The following is a 16,045-nucleotide window of genomic DNA, read 5'->3' as shown; positions in this document are numbered from 1 at the left end:
TAGCTCGCGGATCTGCAAACTGATTTTTATCTGGCACGAATTATGACACCAGAGAATGGCTTTGTAACAAAAAAGCCTTAGCTTGTGCTGGTCGTCGCCGCAACGCTTTGTCAAAGTAGAAAAACTTTTTCTCTACACAGGGAGTCACGATGAGTCAGTCAACCGCATTGCATGCCGATCCACTGGTCTGGGGCCATGGCCCGAAGGTGTTTGAAGTGTTTCTCGAACCCACTTGCCCGTTCTCGGTGCGCGCATTTAATAAGTTTGATGCGTTATTAAACCTGGTCGGCGAAGAGAAGATGACGCTGAAAATCCGTTTGCAATCACAACCATGGCATATGTATTCCGGCCTGATTGTGCGCTACATTCTTGCCGCCTCCACCCTGCCGGCAGGCAAAGCCGCCGCCAAAGCGGTGTTGAAAGCGGTGGCCGATCACCGCGAAGAGTTCGAGTTCACCGATCACGCCCGCGGCCCCAATATGGACGCTACGCCGAACCAGATCCTCGATCGTCTGGAGCAATACAGCGGTGTCAATGCACGCGAGCCTTTTGACCGCGCTGAATTGCAGAACGAAATCAAATGGCATTGCAAATATTCACGCCAGAACGGTATCCACGTGTCACCCACCTTTATGGTCAATGGGCTGGTGCAGGCGGATATTGGCAGTGGTGATGAGATCGAATCCTGGGCAAAACGGATTCTTGCCTGATCCCAAGGCCCGCGTCGTCGGGCCTTTCGCTATATTTAGCAATAGTTTACTCCTTGCCTCGTTATGCTTATCCTGTTAATCGTTATTTACCTAATTATATAGCGAGAAATGGAATGCAACATAAACTGCTTAGCGCGTTACTGCTTACCGCAGGCGCGAGTCTCAGTCTCAATGCCCTGGCAAAGACCGACATCCGTGTGACCTATGCCGGTTCGATGGGCAAAGTCATGGACCAGGCATTAGGTCCAGCGTTTGCTAAAGAAAATAACGGTAACTACCAGGGTCAGGGCCAGGGGGCTTACGGCATGGCTCGCCTGCTGGCGAGTAAGAAAATCACTGCCGATGTATTTGTTTCCATCACCCCAGGGCCGATGCAGATCCTGAAAGATGCCGGACTGATCGATACCGCAGTGCCCGTCGCCAGTACCAGCATGGTGATCGCCTATAGCCCGAAAGGGAAATACGCGCAGCAGTTTGCTCAGGCCAAAGGCAGCGATGCCAGCTGGCTGAAAGTGCTGGCGACGCCGGGTCTGAAATTTGGTCGTACCGATCCGATTAACGATCCGAAAGGCCAGAACATCGTCTTTACCCTGCTGCTGGCTGAGAAGTATTACCACCAGCCGGGTATCGCCGAAAAAATCATGGGTGGAGTGCAGAACCCGGCGCAAACCCATCTGGAAGGTGGCCTGCTGGCACGCCTGGAAAGTGGCCAGGTTGATGCGGCGGCCGGTTACGAAAGTGAAGTGATCTCCGCCCATCTGCCTTATATCGCGCTGCCGGATGAAATCAATCTGAGCAATCCGGATCAGGCGAAACAGTGGTATGACACGGTCAGCTTCCAGGTGAAAGACAGCAAAGGTGAGGAAAAAACCCTGCATACTCAACCGATGGTGTACTACGCCGCCGTACTGAAAAATGCACCAAACGGCACCGCTGCCGGTAAAGCCTTTGTTGACTTTATGCTGAGCCAGCCGGGCCAGGCGCTGTTGAAACAGAACGGCTATGCAGCACCGAAAGGTGGCGTGCTGTACCAGCCATGAGGAAACGCCAGTCCACCGCGTTGTGGCTCTCACTCCCTGCCCTGCTGCTGCTGGCTGTCCCGTTCGTCACGCTGATTGGTGTGACGCACTGGCAACATCTGCGGCTGGCATGGGGCGATAGCCACGCCATCGCCACCTCGCTCGCTCTCGGGGCGGTGGCGCTGGTGCTGATTTTTATCAGCGGATTACCGGTGGCCTGGTGGCTATCACAGGCGCGGGGTAAAGCGCGCCTGATCGTAGAGCTGCTGGTATTGATCCCGCTACTTACGCCACCGCTGGCGATGGGGATTTTGCTGGTGAGCGCCTATGGGCCATACAGTGTCCCTGGTGAACTGCTGGGGCGATTCGGCATGACGCTGGTGAATAACCCGGCAGCCTTTGTGCTGGCGCAATGGTATGGCGCGTTGCCTTACTTTATCACCGCCGCGCGTTCCGCCTTCGCTGGCGTGCCAAAAGAAATTCTCGAAGCCGGTCGCACTCTCGGTGCGCCGCCGTGGCAGCGTTTCTGGCGCCTGTCCGTGCCGCTGGCCGCTCCGGGTCTGGCATCGGCCACTGCTCTGGCATGGGTTCGTGCCATGGGCGAATTCGGTATCGTGATGATCTTTGCTTACTTCCCCCAGGGAATGCCCGTTCAGCTGTACAACAACCTGCAAAATGACGGTGTCGATGCCGTGTACGTGTTGCTATGGCTGTTGTTGCTGTTTACTTTACCGGTACCGCTGCTGTGCTTTGTCACCTCGCGACGTCTGCAACAGGGGAAAGTCGCACTGGTATAACATCGTCACCCTGAGTGCCAGCGCTCAACGCGCCGCGCACTCTCCTCCACCGCTTGTTTAATACTTGCCAGCAAGGGTTCCATATCCAGCGGTTTGATGAAAAAAGCAAAAGCATCGTGGCGATAGGCTTCCGGTGTGTCATGGTCGGCCATAATAATCACCGGTAATAACGGGTGGCGTTGGGTGTGTTCCTCCAGCCAGTTTTGTCCGTTGATGTCCGGCAGTGGCACATCCAGCAGCAGACAACCCCGTAATGGCCTGGCACCCGCTGTCGCGTCCTCAAAATCGGTAAGATCAACAAAATCCACCACCTGATAGTCCAACGCTTTCAACAGGAACCCAAGGGATTCGCGCACTGATACGTCATCTTCCACTAACCAGACCGTCGCAATCATCAATTTATCCCGCAGCTGAAACGTGATGAGAGCGCTGATAATAGTCTGGGTACGGCCACATCTCCACCGGCGAAAATCAGCCGTGAAGCCGCATTCCGTCAGGGATTTGCGAGAATAGCACCAGGTAAAAAGACAGCAGATACTGCGAACGTCAGGCACCTCGGGAGAATAATTGTCTGACTCCAGCACTGGCGTGGTCTTGCTTTTTAACACCACACCGGTGCGGAATCAGGCATTTTTAAGACATCATGTAAAATCTACTTACATTCAAATCCGGGGAAGGTTAGCTGTTGCGTTGCAAATGGCTGCTGACAAAGGCTTTACAACGGGGCGAAATCGGGTCGCTGAACACCTGCTGTGGTGAACCGGACTCCTCGATTTTACCCTGATGTAAAAACACCGCTTTATTGGAAACGTCGCGGGCAAAACCCATCTCGTGGGTTACGATAATCATGGTACGCCCTTCCTCCGCCAGCCCACGGATGACGCGCAACACTTCCCCCACCAGCTCCGGATCCAGCGCCGAGGTAGGCTCGTCGAACAGAATCGCCTTCGGCTGCTGTGCCAGCGCGCGGGCAATCGCCACACGTTGCTGCTGCCCCCCGGAAAGCTGTGACGGCCACACATGGCGTTTTTCATACAGACCGACTTTATGCAGCAGCGCTTCGGCCTCTTCCAGCGCCTCTTTATGGCTGCGTTTCTGCACATGCACCGGTGCTTCGATGATGTTCTGCAACACGGTTTTATGCGGCCACAGATTGAAGCTCTGGAACACAAAACCCAGCTGCATACGCATCAGCTTGATGCGGTTACGCTGCTCGCGATTCAGTTTTTCGTGCGGATTATCGATAGTCACCACTTCGTCACCCACCGCGATCTCTCCCCCCTGTGGAATTTCGAGAAAGGGGATGCAGCGCAACAGGGTACTTTTGCCTGAACCACTGGCACCAATCAGCGAGATCACATCGCCATCCTGCGCCGTCAGGCTGATGTCGTGCAGCACTTCATGGCCACCGTAACTTTTTCTGAGATGGCTCAGGGCGATAGTCGGTTTGCTCATTAACGTGCTCCAGCGTAGTAAGGGGACAAACGGCGCTCCAGTAGCGCCACACCTTTGCTCACCAGCACGGTCAGCAGCAGGTAGATAATCGCCGCGCTGATAAATACTTCCAGCGCGCGGAAGGTTTCGGACACAATCGAATCGGCAATCCCGGTCATTTCCATCAAGCTGATGGTGCTGACCAGCGACGTTGATTTAATCATCGAGATGATTTCATTGCTGTAAGCAGGCAGCGCCTGACGCACAGCAATCGGCAGCGTGATACGACGTAGCATGGTAAAGCGCGACATGCCGCATACCCTCGCCGCTTCCAGCGATTGCACGCTCACCGCGTTGAGGCCACCGCGCAGAATTTCGGAGGTATAAGCCGCATCATTGAGAACAAGGGCGATCAGACCACACCAATATGGATCACGCAGCAGCGGCCAGAAGAGACTTTCCCGCACCGCCGGTAAGCTGCCGAGTCCGTAATAGATCATGAAAATCTGAATCAGCAACGGCGTACCGCGAAACAGCCAGACGTAAAAACGCGCGACATAGCTGCCCACGCGAGTTTGTCGCAGCAAATTCAACAGTAACGCCAGCACCCCGCCGCCCAATAGCGACAGGATGGCAAGATTCAGCGTCAGCGGTAATCCGCGCAGCAGCGCTACCAGCGTGTGCTGCAAAAAGGAAAAATCCATCGGGCCTCCTTACAACCGGGCGCGTTGTTGTCCGCGCATGGCCACTTTTTCCACATAGCGGAAAACAAAATCGGAACAGGTCGTGATGATGAGATAAATCACCGCACCCACGCTGTAGAAGAAGAACGGCATTTGCGTTGAGTTGGAGGCCGTAGAAATCTGGTTCATGGTTTCGACCAGGCCAGTCACTGAGACCAGGGCCGATTCCTTAATCACCGATTGCCACTGGTTACCCATGCCGGGTAGCGCAGTTTTCAGCGCCTGCGGCACAATCATGCGGCGAAATAACATCAAACGCCCCATGCCCGTGACAGTCGCGGCTTCCAGCGTCCCTTTCGGAATGGCATGGTAAGCCCCACGGAACACGCCGCTTTGATACGCGCCCGAGATCAGGCCAATGGCAATAGCGCCAGCGACAAAGCCGTTCACATCGAACGGCCCAGGTAAATCCAGCAGCGCACCAAAGAAGCCCACCACCTGGCGGCCACCAAAGTAAAACAGGTAGATCACCAACAGTTCCGGCACACCGCGAAACAGCGTGATATAGCCACCCGCCAGCTTTTGCTGCCAGCGCGAGCCACCAATCTGCATCCAGCACAACAGGCTGCCAAGAATTGCGCCCAGCAGCCAGGCGCAGAGAGAAACGGTCACGGTGACGGTAGCGGCATTAAGCAACACGCCGCCCCACCCTTCATCACCGAATCCTAACAGTTGCCAGTCGATAGTCATAAGCGTCAGGCATTATTCCGCAGGTGCGACGTTCTCGCCGAACCATTTAATTGAAAGCTGTTTCAGCGTGCCGTCTTTGATCATGGAAACCAGGGCCGCATCCAGCGCAGCTTTCAGCTCTGGATTGTTTTTACGCAGCGCAATGGCTGAACCCTGACCCAGCACACCGCCAACGAAACCATAGCCGGTGCTGTTCACGGTATCCGCATGTTTTTTCACATAGGCGTTGAGGTTGGTACGTGACGCCATCACCGCATCAACGCGACCGTTCAGCAGGTCAGCGAAGGTTTCCGGGCCACCCTGATAAGTACGGATGGTGGCAACATCAGACAGATATTTGTTGAGGAAGTCAGCCTGGATGGTGGCAACCTGCACCGCGATGGTTTTGCCTTTGAACTTCGCTTTCAGCGCATCGATGGCTTTGGTCATACCCGCGTCATCACCGGCCTGCACCACTTCGTTGTTACCTGGCAGGGTATCCAGCGCACTGCCTTTCAGGGTGACAAAGCCAGAAACGCTAACGGTGTACTGATGGGTGAAATCCACCACTTCTTCACGCTTCGGCGTCACGGTCACCGCATCGACCACCGCATCATATTTTCCATCCACCAGGCCGGGGATCATGCCTGACCATTTCTGTGCCACCAGCTCGTATTTAAAGCCCACGCGTTTTGCCAGTTCCGCCACCATATCCGGCTCGTACCCGACAATTTTGCCGCTCGGCGTGGATTGGTTGAACGGAGGATAAGCCGCTTCGGTGGCAAATTTCAGGGTGCCAAAATCTTTCGCCTGGACCAGAGCAGAAGTGGCAAGCAGCAGCATGCCAACAGAAGCGGTGAAAAGCCCTTTACGCATCATCATAAAACCTCAAGGTTCGTTATTGATTGTTGGAGAGTAAATCGATGGCTAAACGGGCTAATGCCTGAGTGCCTGCATGGATACTGCGTTCATCGGGTTGATAATCCGAGTTGTGCAGGTGATCGTCGCGCCCTGGCGCGCCGGAACCGATATGAATCTGGCAGCCCGGTGCGCGTTCAGTAAACAGCGAGAAATCCTCAGCGCCGAAGCTGGCACTGGGTTTGGCGATAATCGCTTTACCAAACTGATGCGACAGGATGGTTTCCAGTTGGTCAATCAACGCGTCATCATTCATCAGTGGCGGCACACCGCGCTGATAATTGACCTCGATACGCGTATTCAGCGCCAGCGCCACACCCGAGCAAATACGTTTAAACGCCGTCTCGATATGCGCACGCGCCGCCGGGGACTTCGCCCGCACCGTGCCCTGAATCAGACAGCTATCCGGAATGATGTTGTGGGTGGTACCACCGTGGATATGACCGACGGTGAGCACCGCCGAATTAGCCGGATCGAGTTCACGGGAAACGATAGTTTGCAGCTGGGTGATCAGATGCACCGCCGCAATGATCGGGTCGGTGCCCATATGCGGGCGCGCCGCATGGGTTGAGGTGCCGTGCACCACCAAATCAAACTCATCGCTGGAGGCGGTGCTGGCCCCACGCGTCAGGCCGATTTCACCGGCCGCCAGTTCCGGCTTGTTATGCAACGTGATTGCCAGATCGACACCCTCCGCTGCACCGTCGGCGATCATCGCTTCCGCACCACTCTCCGGCGTCTCTTCCGCTGGCTGAAAAATCAGGCGTACCGTGCCGTGCAGCTGGTCACGATAATGCGGCAGGATGGCCGCCACACCCAGCAGGGTCGCGGTATGAATATCATGGCCGCAGGCGTGCATTTTGCCCGGATAGTTGCTGCTGAACGGCAAACCGGTTTGCTCGTGAATCGGCAGCGCATCCATATCGGCGCGCAATAACAAGGTTTTGCCCGGGTGAGCACCGACGATGTCCAGCATCACACCGGTTTTCCCGACACCAGTTTTCGGCGTCAGGCCGAGGGCTAACAACTCCTGCACAACGATTTTCGCGGTGCGGTGGGTATCGAAACCCAGTTCAGGATGAGCGTGAATATCACGACGGATATTGATGAGATGGGCTTCCAGGCTTTCGCTTTTGGCGCTGATTTCCCTGGCCAAACTGGCTTGATGGTCTGTCATGGTTACGATGGTCTTTTTCAGGCTTGCGCCCGGCCTATATGGCATTTTTATGAAGAAAGTCTCTGTATTTATTCACAGCCCCTGGCAGAATGCAACGCGCTTTCTTGTGGGTTACTTGCTGAATTTTCATGATATTTTGCTAATCCCCTGCGAAAACAGGATAAAAATCCATAAGCAGGAAATGAACCAGTCATAACATTCATAATCGACGGCGGATCATCAGTATTTCTGATTTTGTTACTGAACGAATAGTTGCTGGATTTTTAAGCGACTTCGTTGCAAGCGCTGATGTCAGTCGGTTGTACTAAAACTATAAGAAAAGGTTGTTTTTAAAAAAAGTCATTCACCTGATTGAGTAGACTGAGTTTATTCAGTGCCACATGTCACCACATTCGCACGGTAAATTTTGTCTTATTATCAGGAGATTAATGTGATGCAGGTTGTACGATCGCACGCAGAACTCAGAAACCATGATGTGTGCTCTGAACAAGTACCACCCCATTCTGCCATGCAGGATAAGTTGCCGTTCACCAGTAGTCATGCACCCAATCCCTACCTCGCTTGCCCGGTCCGCTCAGAAACGGGGGGCAATATTTCCACACCACCCCGTTCGGTCAATGCGCTGCTGGCCTTCCAGACCGATCTTCTCCACACCGCGGAATGTGTCATGGAGAAATTGAAACTCGATACAAACAGGTTGCGATCGTTGCCGGGGCTGTTAAAAGCGACAGAGTCAGACATTCATATGGCCACAAAAGAGCAAATGAACTCCGCTGAAAAATTGCATGGAAAACTCATCGACCATATTTCCAGTGCATTCAGCAATAAACATCGCTTTCCCTTAAAGGACGTCAAAAAAATCATTAAACAGGAATTCAAACAGGCTGCAATAAAAAAAAGGAATAACATTAACTGGGAGAAAATAAACACGACCATTGAACATGGCGGCCTTAATTACCTCAGCACATTGACTCCCGCTGGAAAAATGAAACTGGGCAGCAAGGATATTTTCCCAACATCCTATCTGGACAAAGGTGTTTGCAGCTCATCAAATACTGATACTCAACACGCCACAAATTTATGGATGTCAGAAATTACGGTTCCGGATAAGGAAGGTCATCCTGAGACGTTATTCCGCGGCGTCCGTCACGGTATTCTCTCGCCATATGGATTGAAAAAGGGTGATTCCGCTCGCCAGGCCGGTGCGTTAGCTCGGGCGCAGGAGGTAATAACCGCGGCCTTATATACAAAACCTCATTTGTTGACGAAAGCACTCTCCGGTCAGGAAGTCTCTTTAGACCTTGTCTCCACGTCACTGGTTACAGCAAGTTCGATCGGAAAAGAGGATGCTATGCTCGCTGACCAAATGTACGCCTGGCAATCACTGACCAAACAAACACCGCTGAGTCTTACCGTCAGGGATGAACAAGGCGAATTAAAACAGATCAAGGTGAATCTGAACGTTGTCGCATTTAACCTGGGGGTCAACGAAGTCGCACTGAAGTTCAATCTGGGCTGGTCTGCCTCAGACAAATATAATGCCCAGGCCCTGCAGCAACTCCTGGGCCCAGACCTGGGAGCCAGCGCTCAACCTGGCGGCATGGTCGGTAACTATCTGAAAAGCAACCCCGTTAATGGCCCAAAATTGCTGGAACTTAGCCAGCAACTCAGGAAGATTTTTACTGACAAATCCCATCATCATGATGGTGGCGAACCTTACAAAGCAGCACAGCGTATCGCCATGCTGGCCTATGAAATAGGTGCCGTGCCGTGCTGGAACTGTAAAAGTGGTAAAGACAGAACAGGTATGATGGACGCGGAAATCAAAAGAGAAGTGATAAGCCAGCACCAGGGAAAACCATTAAGTAAGCCGGGTAGCCCTCACAGTAAAGGCGACCAGGAATTGTTTCAGGAAGTGCTTGCAAAGGGCGGCAATGCCGAAATTCAGGTTTACAACACTGGTGTTGCGGGTAATAAAGTCATCAAATTCCTGCCACTTCCCGGCATGAATCTGTCATTTAATGATCGCATAGGCAACAGCAAGATATTAAACGATACACAAGGCCTGTCACCACTGGTTAAGAGTTGAGAAATTATGTCAAATATTATTTATAGTCTTTATGACGCGCTCGGACTTGAAATAGACGGTGACGATCCGATTTTAATCGTTGATGACGAACTGACGATTTATTTCCATGAGTCAGAAAATAGTCTGGAAATGTGTTGTCCTGTCGGCCCCTTACCCAGCGAGGTGAATTTTCTGCACAACGTGCTGCAACTCAATTATTCCAGCCCGGTGGTACTGGCAGCAGATGCCGACAAGAAAGCGTTACTGGCCATACTCCGCCTCCCTGAAACCAGCACCGCCACAGAATTAGAATCAGGACTGCATCAACTTATCAGCGTGGTACGAAGTTTAGGTAAAAATAATTTTGCTGACACGATGTAGTCATAGCCACCGCATCCCGGCTGAGAGGTTCTGCATAGGATCCTGTGGCGTCATAAAGATGCGCAAGAATGACAGGTGGCTGTTGTAAAACGGTGGGAATTTCTATTTTTGGTGCTGAGAATCACGGAAGAGTGACGGGCGAAATAACCACAAAGGATCTCACCCGATCACCCACCGCACGCGGGCATTGATGCTTAACCGGCTGGCGATTTCACCCTGAAATCCGCAAAAATCGTTGCGGCGTATCGCCCAGCAAACGACGAAACATCGAGATAAAGGCGCTGGGGCTTTGATAGCCAAGCTGGCTGGCAATGCGCAGTACCGGTTGCCCCTGCGCCAGTTGCACCAGCGCTTCTGACAACCGCAACTGCTGCCGCCATTGCGTAAAAGTGATACCGGTTTGATCGCGGAACAGGCGTGCCAGGGTACGCGAACTGGCTCCGACACGATTGCCCCACTCTTCCAGCGTGTCGCTGCTGGCCGGGCTTTGCAGCAACTGCTGGCAGATGTTCATCAGACGACGATCGGCAGGTAGCGGCAGCACGCAGACCGGCCCCTCGGGTGCACGACGGATTTCATCCAGCAGCAACGGTGTTATCAGCTCCACCCGCAGTGGATCGGGACCAGGTTGCTGTTCCATCTCCACCAGCGTTTGCATCAACGCCTGTAGCAGTGGCGAAATCATCATGCTGCGCGCGTCCGGCCAGAAGGCGCGCGCCACCACCGGTTCGAGATAGAGGCTCAGGCTGCGAATATCGCTCAGCGCCGTTAACGCATGGGGTAAGGTGCCGGGTAACCACAGCGCCCTGCCCGGCGTTAATGTCCATGACGCGCTATGCGTTTGCACCCGCATCACCCCCTGCAAACAGAGCACCAGCTGCGCCACTTCATGGGCATGCCATCGCTCCTCACGTCCCGCGTGATAATGCATTTCCCGTGTGGTTAATAACGGTAAGGCCGGGCTGGCATCGGTTAGCCGTGGTTTGTTCAATACCATCACATCCAATCCTGTCAGATTGCCGATTGCTGTCTGCCTGGCGTTATTTCAGAAACCTATCACGCGAAGCCGCCAGCGCGGCGCTATCAAATAAAATAGTAATGATTATCATTTGTATCACTATTTAGGGCCGTTGGACTATATCGGGGATAAAAATCTTGCGTCATCGCACTTTTCAACGCACACCACTGAGCGCATTGCTGCTGGTGTTATTCAGCAGCACACCTGCATGGGCAGCAGATAACAATAATAATTCGCATGACAATACGCTGACCGTCACCGCCAATAACGTGGATACCGATGGCGGCGATGCCGACAGCTGGAACCAGGTGGCGAAAAAAGCGGATTCTGCCACCAAAAGCAGCCGCCCGTTAATCGAAACGCCACAAAGCATCTCGGTGATCACTCAGGCGCAGATGGCCTCCCAGGGGGCACTGAACGTGGCCCAGGCGTTGCGCTATAACAGCGGCATCGGCTCAGAAGGGGGTGGCGCAGATTACCGTTTCGATGATATCTACATTCGTGGTTTCGCTGCCGATGAGTTCCTGGATGGCCTGCGTCTGCCTACGGTGACTTACTGGTCGCGTCCGAATTTCGATACTTTCCTGCTGGATCGCGTCGAAGTGGTCAAAGGCCCGGATTCGGTCACCTTTGGACAAGCCAGCCCAGGGGGCGTGGTTAACCTGGTGAGCAAACGCCCCACCGCCGAACCTATCCACCAGATTTTTGTCAGCACCGGTAGCCATAACCTGTTTGAAACCGGGCTGGATCTCTCTGGTGCGCTGGACAATGACGAACACTGGCTGGGCCGTATTACCGGCACCTGGTCACGTAACGACACCCAGGTTGATTACACCAAATACAAGCATTACGACATCGCCCCGGCGCTCACCTGGCAACCCAACGATGACACGCGCCTGACGCTGCTTGGGCAGTTCCGTAAAGATCCTTACGCCGGGTTTTATAACCAGATGCCGCTGGAAGGCAGTTTAATCCACCTCGCGCAGGGCAATTACTCCGACAACTTCTACGGCGGCCAGCCAGGCTTCGATTACTATCGCCGCGAACAGGCCAGCATCGGCTATGACTTTATGCATAAGTTCGATGATAGCTGGAGCCTGCACCAGAACCTGCGTTATCTGCACACCAGCAGCGATTATCAGATGGTCTATCCGACCAATACCGTGGTTGACGGGTCAGCGACGGTAAGCCGTGACAGTATGCGCGTGATCGAGTCCTTCAATGCCTTTGATGTCGATACCAATCTGCAAGGCAATCTGTATACCGGCCCGGTCAACCATGCGGTGACGGTGGGCATGGACTACGTGCACGACGATTTACGTCAGAATAGCGGCTACGGTACCGCGTCTGATATCAGCTACCTCAACCCGGATTACAGTACGCCGGTTGCAAGCCCGTCGATCGATTATCACAGCCGTTCCTTTATGACCCAGCTGGGTTTTTACCTCCAGGACAGCATGAAGTGGAACCACTGGATCCTGAATCTGGGTGGACGTTATGACAAAGCGCAAAGCCGCGCTCAGAACTGGGTCACCGATACCCGTACTGAACTGAACGACTACGCCACTACCGGTCGCGCCGGTCTGATGTACCACTTCGATAACGGTATTGCGCCATATATCAGCTACGGTACCTCGTTCCAGCCGCAGTCCGGCACCTCATACGCGGGCAATCCCTTTACGCCAACCAAAGGCAAGCAGTCCGAAGTGGGCGTGAAGTACCAGCCAAATGGCTTTAACGCGTTGTTCAGCGCGGCACTCTACGACCTGCGTCAGACCAATGTCCTGACCGCCGACCCGGAGCATGCTAACTATTCGGTGCAAACCGGTGAGATCCGCTCTCAGGGCTTCGAGCTGGAAGCAAAAGCGAACATCACGTCACGCTGGCTGGTTAACGCCTCTTACGCACTCACCAACCCGAAAGTGATCTCGGCTAACGATGATACCGAGGGTAAACAGCCGGTGGCGATCGCACGACAGACTGCCAGCCTGTGGACCGAATACGCCTTACCGGGCGTGCTTGATGGTGTGACTATCGGCGGCGGTGGGCGCTACGTGGGCACCAACTACGCCACCACCGATAACAGCCTTAAAGTACCGGCGGTGATGATTTACGACGCGATGATGCGTTACCGCTGGCAGGATTGGCAGCTGGCGCTGAACCTGCAAAATCTCACCGATAAACAGTACATCAGCAACTGTAATGATCTCGGTTGCCACTTCGGTCTGCGGCGGCAATTGATCGCCACGGTGAGTTATCAGTGGTAATCAGTCGTCGGCAATTACTACAGGGCGCGCTGGCAAGCGCTGCCCTTTTTTCGTTTCCGTTGCGCGCGGCAGCCCAGCCTCGCTGGGTGATCCTCGACTGGGGTCTGACCGAAATGGCGCTGCTGCTCGGCGTCACGCCGGTGGGTGTGGCTGCGCCAGAGTGGTATCGTCGCTTATTCAGCCAGCCGCCACTGCCACCTCAGGTGGCTGATGTCGGCCTGCTGTTTCAGCCTAACTATGAAACCCTGTTTGAACTGCATCCCACTCAATTGCTGGTCACCCCCGCACACCGCATGGCCGAAGCGCAGCTGTCACGCATCGCGCCGTTGCATTACTTCGCGATTTATAGCCCTCATCCCTGGCAACAGGCACAGCAGAATTTGCATGCTATGGCACAACTGGCGGGAGATGTCCTCCGGGCGGACCAGGTGATGGCAACCCTGCTGCAACGGCTCGACCAGGCCCGGCAACTAGCCGCACAATTTCAGCCACGGCCCATCTATCTGCTGCATCCGCTGGATACCCTGCATGTGCTGGCGCTCGGTCCGGGAAGTTTGTTTAACGACATGCTGAGGTTGCTGGGGCTGGATCATCATCCCCCCTTCGCCGTCGGCCCACAGGGCATGGCGACGCTGGAGCTGGAACAACTGGCGCAAATGCCCCCCGGCTGGCTGGTACTGCTGCCCTCGTGGCCGGAGGTCGATCTGACACTGGTCATCAACTCCCCGTTGTGGCATACCCTGACGCGCGGCGGTCACCGCCTGCTGGTGTTGCCCGATGGTTTATCGACCGAGGGTGGCGTGCTCACTGCGGTACGTTTTGCTGAGACGCTGGTCAGCGCGTTGCAGGAGGCTCACGCATGATAACGCGCCATCCGGCCCTGCTCTGTTTCCTGCTGTTCGCGTTTGCGATGTGCCTCAACCTGCAACAACTCAGCCAACAGCTGGCGTGGTCAGATATCTGGCAGGCACTGCAAGGCGCGCCGCAGCCCAGCCTGACGCAACAGATCTTCAGCCAGATGTGGTTACCGCGTCAGGGAATGGCGTTGCTGTGCGGGCTGGCGCTGGGCTTTACCGGCGTGGTGATGCAGCAGGCGCTGCGCAATCCACTGGCAGAGCCAATGACGCTGGGCATCGCTTCCGGTGCCACGCTGGCGCTGTCAATCGCGTCGCTGGCTGGCCCTGCGTGGCTACTGGCCGGGCGGGAATGGATCGCATTGAGCGGTGCACTGCTGGCCTTTGCGGTGGTGTTTCTGCTGAGTTTGCGCCAGGGCTTTACGCCTCTGGCACTGACGCTGGCTGGCATGCTGGTCAATCTCTACTGTGGCTCTGTCAATCTGCTCCTGACAATCATCTATGACCGTTCACTGGCGGCGGTATTTATCTGGGGCGGCGGTACGCTAACCCAGCAGAATGCCAGCCAGCTCTGGTGGCTACTGCCGCGCGTGCTTGTCGCCGCCTTGCCAGTGGTGCTGATCCTGCGGCCACTGCGGTTGCTGGCGCTGGATCAGCGGGTAACGCATTCAATTGGCATGCCCGCCGGACTGGTGCGGGGCATTGCATTGTTGTCAGCGCTGGTGATCAGCAGCCTGGTGATCAGTGTGGTCGGCGTGATTGGTTTTATTGGCCTCGCCGCCCCACATCTCGCCACGCTGGCGGGGGCAAAGCATCTGCGCCAGAAACTGATTTGGTCGCCGTTGCTGGCTGCCGGGTTGCTGTGGCTGACCGACCAGGGCGTCAGTCGTCTGAACGGCATCGGTGGTCTGCTGCTGCCAACTGGCATGATGACGGCACTGGCGGGTGGACCGCTGCTACTGTGGTTTTTGCCCCGCCTGCGTCATGTCTTTCAACCTGACGTCAGTGAACCTTCTCAGTCTCCCTTCCCCACCCATCGCATGATCCTGCTGCCGGTGATGGTGATGTTTTTTCTGATGCTGGCGGTGTCGCTCGATTTCGCTCGCGGTATTAACGGCTGGCACTGGAACTCGGCCACGGAACTACAGGCGCTGCTCCCATTCCGTCTGCCACGTCTGCTGGCGGCATTATCGGCAGGCGTATTATTGGCAGCTGCGGGTGTGATCATCCAGCGGGTCAGCCGTAATCCGATGGCCAGCCCGGAATTGCTGGGTATTGGCGCAGGTGCCTCACTGGGTATCACGGTACAACTGTTGCTCTGGCCGCTCGGTGGCGTCGCATTGATGCTGGCCAGTAGCGCCAGCGGTGCTCTGCTGACCCTGGCGCTCACTCTGTGGCAGGCGCGCCATTATGCCCTCAATCCACAACGCATGTTGTTAAGCGGTCTGGCAATTACCGCACTGTTCCAGTCCGTGGCGGCGATCGTAATGAGTAATAATGGGCTGGCGGCGGCGATGTTGCGCCAACTGATGACCGGTTCAACCTACTACGTCAACGCCAGCACGGCGGCAATTGCGCTGGTACTGGCGCTGCTGTTGCTGGCGCTGACCCCGTTATTGCGCCGCGCATTGCTGCTGTTACCACTGCATACGGTATCGCCCTCGCTGGGGCTGAACGTCACACGGGCGCGCCTGCTGTTGATGGTGCTGGCGGCAGCGATGACGGGCGTGGCGACCCTGATCGTCGGCCCATTGTCATTTATCGGTCTGCTGGGACCCCAGCTGGCCCGGCAACTGGGCGCACGTCGTCCGCTCGGACAACTGATGCTGGCGGTGCTGATTGCCGCGGTGCTGATGATGCTGGCTGACTGGGCAGGCAGCAACTTACTTTATCCACGACAAATTCCGGCCGGACTGATGGCAACGTTGATCGGCGGCCCATGGCTGGCGCTACTGCTGTGGCGTCCGTTGCATAGTACAAACTCATAGGA

Annotated in this window: 15 protein-coding genes; 8 read left to right on the top strand and 7 right to left on the bottom strand. The window is 55.1% G+C overall.

What is annotated here, in order from left to right:
• Positions 1-149 precede the first annotated feature (149 nt).
• The 3 genes from CUN67_RS21050 (at position 150) to CUN67_RS21040 (ending at position 2,526) form a co-directional block, all read left to right on the top strand.
• A complete protein-coding gene (locus CUN67_RS21050) occupies positions 150-710 on the top strand; it encodes a DsbA family protein (protein ID WP_208717408.1) in 561 nt (186 codons plus the stop codon).
• Positions 711-823: 113 nt separating this feature from the next.
• Positions 824-1,750 carry an extracellular solute-binding protein gene (locus tag CUN67_RS21045; RefSeq protein WP_208717407.1) on the top strand — a complete coding sequence of 309 codons (927 nt, stop codon included), beginning with the start codon at positions 824-826 and terminating at the stop codon, positions 1,748-1,750.
• On the top strand, positions 1,747-2,526 hold the full coding sequence (locus CUN67_RS21040; RefSeq protein WP_208717406.1) for a molybdate ABC transporter permease subunit: 780 nt from the start codon (positions 1,747-1,749) through the stop codon (positions 2,524-2,526). The genes CUN67_RS21045 and CUN67_RS21040 overlap by 4 nt, the downstream gene beginning before the upstream one ends.
• Positions 2,527-2,531: 5 nt before the next feature.
• On the opposite strand, the gene CUN67_RS21035 is transcribed toward CUN67_RS21040, so the two are convergent.
• From CUN67_RS21035 to CUN67_RS21010, 6 genes are all read right to left on the bottom strand, one after another.
• Entirely contained in the window at positions 2,532-2,921 is a 390-nt protein-coding gene (locus CUN67_RS21035; protein ID WP_208717405.1) for a response regulator transcription factor, read from the bottom strand.
• A 283-nt stretch (positions 2,922-3,204) separates the two neighbouring features.
• Positions 3,205-3,981, bottom strand: coding sequence for an ABC transporter ATP-binding protein (locus CUN67_RS21030; protein WP_208717404.1), 777 nt, complete (start codon positions 3,979-3,981; stop codon positions 3,205-3,207).
• The gene (locus CUN67_RS21025; RefSeq protein ID WP_208717403.1) at positions 3,981-4,664 is read right to left on the bottom strand and encodes an ABC transporter permease; all 684 of its coding nucleotides are present in this window, start codon (positions 4,662-4,664) and stop codon (positions 3,981-3,983) included. The genes CUN67_RS21030 and CUN67_RS21025 overlap by 1 nt, the downstream gene beginning before the upstream one ends.
• Before the next feature lie 9 nt (positions 4,665-4,673).
• Positions 4,674-5,393: an ABC transporter permease gene (locus CUN67_RS21020; RefSeq protein ID WP_208717402.1), complete on the bottom strand. Its 720-nt coding sequence runs from the start codon at positions 5,391-5,393 to the stop codon at positions 4,674-4,676.
• A gap of 12 nt (positions 5,394-5,405) precedes the next feature.
• Positions 5,406-6,254 (bottom strand): transporter substrate-binding domain-containing protein, encoded by an 849-nt coding sequence (locus tag CUN67_RS21015; RefSeq protein ID WP_208717401.1) that lies wholly within the window; start codon positions 6,252-6,254, stop codon positions 5,406-5,408.
• A 16-nt stretch (positions 6,255-6,270) separates the two neighbouring features.
• Positions 6,271-7,467 (bottom strand): M20 metallopeptidase family protein, encoded by a 1,197-nt coding sequence (locus CUN67_RS21010; protein ID WP_208717400.1) that lies wholly within the window; start codon positions 7,465-7,467, stop codon positions 6,271-6,273.
• Positions 7,468-7,900: 433 nt separating this feature from the next.
• On the opposite strand from CUN67_RS21010, the gene CUN67_RS21005 reads away from it, so the two are divergent.
• Both CUN67_RS21005 and CUN67_RS21000 read left to right on the top strand, forming a co-directional pair.
• Positions 7,901-9,556 carry an inositol phosphate phosphatase SopB gene (locus CUN67_RS21005; protein WP_254711426.1) on the top strand — a complete coding sequence of 552 codons (1,656 nt, stop codon included), beginning with the start codon at positions 7,901-7,903 and terminating at the stop codon, positions 9,554-9,556.
• A gap of 6 nt (positions 9,557-9,562) precedes the next feature.
• Positions 9,563-9,916 (top strand): hypothetical protein, encoded by a 354-nt coding sequence (locus CUN67_RS21000; protein ID WP_208717399.1) that lies wholly within the window; start codon positions 9,563-9,565, stop codon positions 9,914-9,916.
• Between the two features lie 211 nt (positions 9,917-10,127).
• Here the strand turns inward: CUN67_RS21000 and CUN67_RS20995 are convergent, their stop codons facing one another.
• Positions 10,128-10,913, bottom strand: a complete 786-nt coding sequence (locus tag CUN67_RS20995; protein WP_208717398.1) for an AraC family transcriptional regulator — start codon at positions 10,911-10,913, stop codon at positions 10,128-10,130.
• A 158-nt stretch (positions 10,914-11,071) separates the two neighbouring features.
• Between CUN67_RS20995 and CUN67_RS20990 the strand changes: the two genes are divergently transcribed.
• Genes CUN67_RS20990 through fhuB form a run of 3 tightly spaced genes read left to right on the top strand, consistent with a single transcriptional unit; the run spans position 11,072 to position 16,043 of the window.
• On the top strand, positions 11,072-13,201 hold the full coding sequence (locus CUN67_RS20990) for a TonB-dependent siderophore receptor (RefSeq protein ID WP_208717397.1): 2,130 nt from the start codon (positions 11,072-11,074) through the stop codon (positions 13,199-13,201).
• Positions 13,195-14,064 carry an ABC transporter substrate-binding protein gene (locus CUN67_RS20985; protein WP_208717396.1) on the top strand — a complete coding sequence of 290 codons (870 nt, stop codon included), beginning with the start codon at positions 13,195-13,197 and terminating at the stop codon, positions 14,062-14,064. The genes CUN67_RS20990 and CUN67_RS20985 overlap by 7 nt, the downstream gene beginning before the upstream one ends.
• A complete protein-coding gene (fhuB, locus tag CUN67_RS20980; RefSeq protein ID WP_208717395.1) occupies positions 14,061-16,043 on the top strand; it encodes a Fe(3+)-hydroxamate ABC transporter permease FhuB in 1,983 nt (660 codons plus the stop codon). The genes CUN67_RS20985 and fhuB overlap by 4 nt, the downstream gene beginning before the upstream one ends.
• Positions 16,044-16,045: the final 2 nt, after the last annotated feature.

The organism is Pantoea cypripedii (assembly GCF_011395035.1).
In the GTDB taxonomy this organism is placed as follows: domain Bacteria; phylum Pseudomonadota; class Gammaproteobacteria; order Enterobacterales; family Enterobacteriaceae; genus Pantoea; species Pantoea cypripedii_A.
The sequence above is the reverse complement of the archived record's forward strand: the minus strand, read 5'-3'. Positions and strand labels throughout refer to the sequence as shown.